The sequence below is a fragment of the Streptococcus sp. 1055 genome (assembly GCF_013276815.1).
GTDB lineage: Bacteria > Bacillota > Bacilli > Lactobacillales > Streptococcaceae > Streptococcus > Streptococcus pseudopneumoniae.
Window position 1 is genome coordinate 1 of record NZ_VMLT01000067.1, and the last position, 4,756, is coordinate 4,756.

General features: G+C 38.2%; 2 protein-coding genes and 2 pseudogenes. All 4 read left to right on the plus strand.

Going from position 1 to position 4,756, the window contains the following annotated elements:
- Positions 1-350: 350 nt before the first annotated feature.
- Complete coding sequence (locus tag HT699_RS06580; RefSeq protein WP_054388273.1) at positions 351-578, plus strand: hypothetical protein; 228 nt, start codon at positions 351-353, stop codon at positions 576-578.
- 288 nt (positions 579-866) lie between these two features.
- On the plus strand, positions 867-1,055 hold the full coding sequence (locus tag HT699_RS06585; protein ID WP_078800240.1) for a YSIRK-type signal peptide-containing protein: 189 nt from the start codon (positions 867-869) through the stop codon (positions 1,053-1,055).
- A pseudogene (locus HT699_RS12180) lies at positions 1,012-3,099 on the plus strand (sialidase family protein); the annotation flags it as partial. The gene HT699_RS06585 and the pseudogene HT699_RS12180, both read left to right, overlap by 44 nt.
- A gap of 654 nt (positions 3,100-3,753) precedes the next feature.
- Positions 3,754-4,296: pseudogene (locus HT699_RS12185) on the plus strand (sialidase); the annotation flags it as partial.
- Between the last annotated feature and the right edge of the window lie 460 nt (positions 4,297-4,756).

The following is a 4,756-nucleotide window of genomic DNA, read 5'->3' on the forward strand; positions in this document are numbered from 1 at the left end:
CAAAACGGTGTTTTGAGCATCATGCGGCTAGCTTCTTAGTTTGGTCTTTGATTTTCATTGAGTATAAAAACAGATGAGTCTCTGTTTTCTTTTTATGGACTATAAATGTTCATCTGAAACTACTTTCAAGGATATTATTATACAAAAGAGTTTCTTGAAACTAAAATCTATTATACTACACTGTATTGAAAGCGTTTTAGAAATGAGGTATAATAAATTTGCTAACACTTATAAAAAGTGATAGAATCTATCTTTATGTATATTTAAAGATAGATTGCTGTAAAAATAGTAGCAGCTATGCGAAATGACAGATAGAGAGAAGGGATTGAAGCTTAGAAAAGGGGAATAATATGATATTTAAGGTATTCAAGACAAAAAAGCAGAGAAAAAGACAAATTGAACTACTTTTGACAGTTTTTTTCGACAGTTTTCTGATTGATTTATTTCTTCACTTATTTGGGATTGTCCCCTTTAAGCTGGATAAGATTCTGATTGTGAGCTTGATTATATTTCCCATTATTTCTACAAGTATTTATGCTTATGAAAAGCTATTTGAAAAAGTGTTCGATAAGGATTGAGCAGGAAGTATGGTGTAAATAGCATAAGCTGATGTCCAATAATTTGCTTATAAAGAGATATTTTAGTTTAATTGCAGCGGTGTCCTGGTAGATAAACTAGATTGGTAGGAGTCTGATCGGAGAAAGGAGAGGGGAAATTTGGCACCAATTTGAGATAGTTTGTTTAGTTCATTTTTGTCATTTAAATGAACTGTAGTAAAAGAAAGTTAAGAAAAGACAAACTAAGTGCATTTTCTGGAGTAAATGTCTTATTTCAGAAATCGGGATATAGATATAGAGAGGAACAGTATGAATCGGAATGTTCAAGAACGTAAGTGTCGTTATAGCATTAGGAAACTATCGGTAGGAGCGGTTTCTATGATTGTGGGAGCAGTGGTGTTTGGAACGTCTCCTGTTTTAGCTCAAGAAGGGGCGAGTGAGCAACCTCTGGCAAATGAAACTCAACTTTCGGGGGGGGGGGAGCTCAACCCTAACTGATACAGAAAAGAGCCAGCCTTCTGAGGAAGGAGAAAATATAACTCTTCCTGCAGAGCATGTAGAGTCTGTTTCAGAGACTGAACTTTCTGGCAATGAGCAAGAACATGAAGACAAGCAAGAAGAAAAAATTCCAAGAGATTACTATGCACGAGATTTAGAAAATGTCGAAACAGTGATAGAAAAAGATGACTTAGAGACGAATGATTCAAACGAAAAAAAAGTAGACTTGTCTGATGAGTTGGAGAAAGTAAAGGGACTCCAAAATGCAACTGTTCATGTGGAGTTCAAACCGGCTGCTGATGGTCCTAGTTTTTACAATCTCTTTTCTGCTTCCAGTACAACTAAAGTAAATGAGTACTTTACAATGGCAATCAATAATGGGACAGCTTTGATAGAGGGACGTGGAGCTGATGGTAGTCAATTTTATGGAAGTTATACAGATGCGCCTTTGAAGATTAGACCAGGCAAGTATAATTCGGTTACTTTTACTGTTGAAAGACCAAGAAAGGATAGTCCAAATGGTCAAGTTCGTCTTTATGTGAATGGTGTATTATCTCGTACGAATAAAAAGTCAGGAAAATTCCTGGCAGACATGCCAGATGTGGATAAACTCCAGTTAGGTGCAACTAATAGAGCAGGAGAACTGAAGTGGGGCTCAGATCTTTCTATTCGTAATCTGACTGTATACAATCGTGCTCTAACTCCAGAGGAAGTCAAAAAACGTAGCCAGTTATTTGATGTAACAGATATTGAACCATCACTTCCTGAAGGAGCTGTCTTGACAGAAAAGCAAGAGTTGTTTATGAGTGGTGTCAATGATAAGCCAAATAGTGAAGGAATTAAGAGTTATCGGATTCCAGCTTTGCTACGTACGGATAAAGGAACATTACTAGCAGGAGCAGATCAGCGTCGTCTCCACCATTCTGATTGGGGAGATATTGCTATGGTCGTTAGGAGAAGTGAGGATGGGGGAACTACTTGGCAGCCAACCTTAACCTTGACCAACCTGCGAGACAATCCAGAAGCAAAAGATCCGCAGGCACCATCTCCACTTAATATCGATATGGTCTTGGTTCAAGATCATACCACAAAGAGAATTTTTTCAATCTACGATATGTTTCCAGAGGGTCGAGCTGTCTTTGGAATGCCAAACAAACCTCAAAAAGCTTATCAACAAGTTGGAGACAAGCACTATCAATTACTATATAAACAAGGGGAAAATCAAGCATATACTGTTCGAGAAAACGGAGAAGTATATGATGCAAATAATCAAAAAACAGATTATCGCGTTGTAGTGGATCCAAAAGAAGAAGCCTACAGAGATAAGGGTGACCTCTATAAAGGAGAAGAGCTTCTTGGGAATATCTACTTTGCTCCATCTGCTAAAAATCCATTTCGTGTAGCCTATACGAGCTATTTGTGGCTTTCTTATAGTGATGATGATGGGAAAACATGGTCGCAACCAAGAGATATTACACCATCAATTCGCCAAGATTGGATGAAATTTTTAGGAACAGGTCCAGGTACAGGAATTGTGCTTAGAACAGGAGAGCACAAGGGTCGTATCTTAGTTCCTACTTATACCACCAATGCTATCTCCCATCTAAGCGGATCCCAGTCTTCTCGTTTGATTTATTCAGATGATCATGGAGAAACATGGCAGGCTGGAGCTGCTGTCAATGATGATAGGACAGTAGGCGGAAGGAAAATTCATTCCTCAACTATGAATAATAGTCCTGCCCAAAATACAGAGTCAGTTGCTGTACAGTTAAATAATGGTGATGTGAAACTCTTTATGAGAGGATTAACGGGTGATTTACAGGTTGCCACAAGTAAAGATGGTGGGCAAACTTGGGACAAGGAAATCAAGAGATACAATCAGGTTAAAGATGTTTATGTCCAAATGGCTGCTATTCACACCATGCACGAAGGAAAAGAATACATCATTTTAACCAATTCAGGAGGACCTAAACGGACGAATGGAATGGCTCATTTGGCTCGTGTAGAGGACAACGGAGACTTGAATTGGTTACATCATAGACCAATTCAAAAAGGAGAGTTTGCCTATAATTCGCTCCAAGAATTAGGAAATGGGGAGTATGGTATCTTGTATGAACACACTGAAAAAGGACAAAATGACTATACCCTATCATTTAGAAAATTTAATTGGGACTTTTTAACAAAAGATCCGGTATATCCAACGAGTGTAACTATCAGGGACGTTCGTAAATTGGAAACAGAAGAAGAGGATGCAGAACAAGGTATCTTAGCTATGCAATTTGATTCTGAGGTACTAGTGAATTCTATTCCGACTTTGACTTTAGCGAATGGACACAAAGCTACCTTCTTGACCCAAGCAGATCAAAAAACTCTACTTTTCACCTTTAATAAAGAAGATGCAGGTCAAGAAATTACAGGTCTATTGGCCGGTAGAATTGACAGTATGCATGATTTACCAGTTACACTAGCTGGCAGTAGAATTCCTGAAGATGCGAAAGAAAATCCTGTCGAGACCATGAATACAGTAAGAGAAAATGTATCTGAGGAGATGACAGAAAGGAAGTCAGAGAAGGATAAATTATCTTTGGGGTCTTCAGATAGAATGGTAGCAAACTCTCCTCTTACTTCTTTTGCTCCTCGTTACCTCCAATCTTATGTAGGAGATGTTATTAAAACTGAGACTAAAGTTCCAATAACGACTGGTTGGAAGCAAGAAAATGGTGCGTGGTATTTTTATACATCTGCTGGTGAAGTGGTGAAAGGCTGGCATCAGGAAGCGGATAAATGGTACTACTTGAGTTCTACTGGTGCGATGGCAACTGGTTGGGTCAGAGATGGTAATCAATGGTATTATTTGAGTGAGAGTGGAGCAATGTCTACTGGCTGGGTTGAATCCAGTGGTGTGTGGTACTATCTCAATGCTAACGGCTCAATGGCAACTGGTTGGGTCAGAGATGGTAACCAATGGTATTATTTGAGTGAGAGCGGAGCAATGTCTACTGGCTGGGTTGAATTCAGTGGTGTGTGGTACTATCTCAATGCTAACGGTTCAATGGCAACTGGTTGGATAAAAGATGGAGACCATTGGTACTATCAGGAATCATCTGGTGCAATGAAGGTAAATCAATGGTTCCAAGTTGGAGACAAATGGTACTATGTCAATGAAAGCGGAAGATTAGCGGTTAATACTATAGTAGATGGTTATAAAGTTAACTCCAATGGGGAGTGGGTCAACTACTAGAACCTTGGATGTTGATGAATAACTGAGACATGTTTTGTCCGTCATAGAGATAAAAAGTTTATTTAGATAGTTTTCGTAGAAATTTCTACTTTAAGAAAAAGTCAATTTAGATGAGCTCTTATTGCCGGGTAAATGCCTTGCTAGTCGTAAATAAACTGTATATTTCCGACTTACTTAGGACTGGATACCACTAGTCGCAACTTAACAGTTCGCTTTAAGTGTTAAAATGCATATAGCTAGTTATTGGTTATATGCGTTTTTGTTCTTGATTATTTTATTTCTGTCTTGGAATATAGGTAAAATTATAGTAAAATAAAATTCTGTAAATCATGTTGGTAGATATACAGGAAGAAGAGTGTATTGTTGACAATACAGCACATAGAATCCAACATGTCCTTATACTCAAAAAATCAAAGAGCAAATTAGGAAGCTAGCCGTAGCCTGCTCAAAACACCGTTTT